We start from the raw sequence: 946 nt of genomic DNA on the forward strand, positions 1-946 counted from the left end.
ATCATGTGCGTGGGCAAGGCTCTGACCGGCGGCTACGTCACCCTGGCCGCCACGCTGTGCAGCACCGACATCGCGCAGGCCAGCGCATTGGCCATGAAGGTGGGCCCGTGCATCAGCGCGCCGGCCTCGCCGGCGCTGATGGTGTGCGCGATGTCGGTGCTGCACAGCGTGGCGGCCAGGGTGACGTAGCCGCCGGTCAGAGCCTTGCCCACGCACATGATGTCCGGGCTCACCCCGGCGTGGTCGGCCGCGAACAGCTCGCCGGTGCGGCCGAAGCCGGTGGCGATCTCGTCGAAGATCAGCAGCACGTCGTGCCGCCGGCACAGCTCGCGCAGGTCGCGCAGGTAGCGGGGGTCGTGGAAGCGCATCCCGCCGGCGCCCTGCACCACCGGTTCGACGATGACGGCCGCCAGTTCGCCGGCGTGCTCGGCGAGCTGCTGCTCGAACGCCGCGGTGTAGCCGGGGTCGTAGTCGCGCGGGACCTGCGGGGCGAACACCTGGCGGGCCAGGATGTCGGTCCACAGCGTGTGCATGCCGCCGTCGGGATCGCAGACGCTCATCGGCGTGAACGTGTCGCCGTGGTAGCCGCCCCGCCAGGTCATCAGCCGGTGCTTGCCGGGCCGGCCGCGGCTGCGCCAGTACTGAAGCGCCATCTTGACCGCGACCTCGACGGACACCGATCCGGAATCGCTGAAGAACACGGTGTCCAGCCCGGCCGGGGTGGTGTCCACCAGCAGCTGCGCCAGCCGGGCGGCCGGTTCGTGCGTGAGCCCGCCGAACATGACGTGGTTCATCACTCCCAGCTGCGTGGTCAGCGCCGCGTCCAGCACCGGGTGGCCGTGCCCGTGAATCGCGGTCCACCACGAGCTCATCGCGTCGAGCGCCTCGATCGGCTCGCCGTCCCGGATCAACGTCAACGTGGCCCCCCGCGCGGCGACCGCGACCA

General features: G+C 71.4%; 1 pseudogene. It reads right to left on the reverse strand.

The window, feature by feature from the left end:
- Positions 1-62: 62 nt before the first annotated feature.
- A pseudogene (gene bioA / locus A9X05_RS06420) lies at positions 63-946 on the reverse strand (adenosylmethionine--8-amino-7-oxononanoate transaminase); the annotation flags it as partial.

This window comes from Mycobacterium sp. E3298 (assembly GCF_001666895.1).
Taxonomy (GTDB): domain Bacteria; phylum Actinomycetota; class Actinomycetes; order Mycobacteriales; family Mycobacteriaceae; genus Mycobacterium.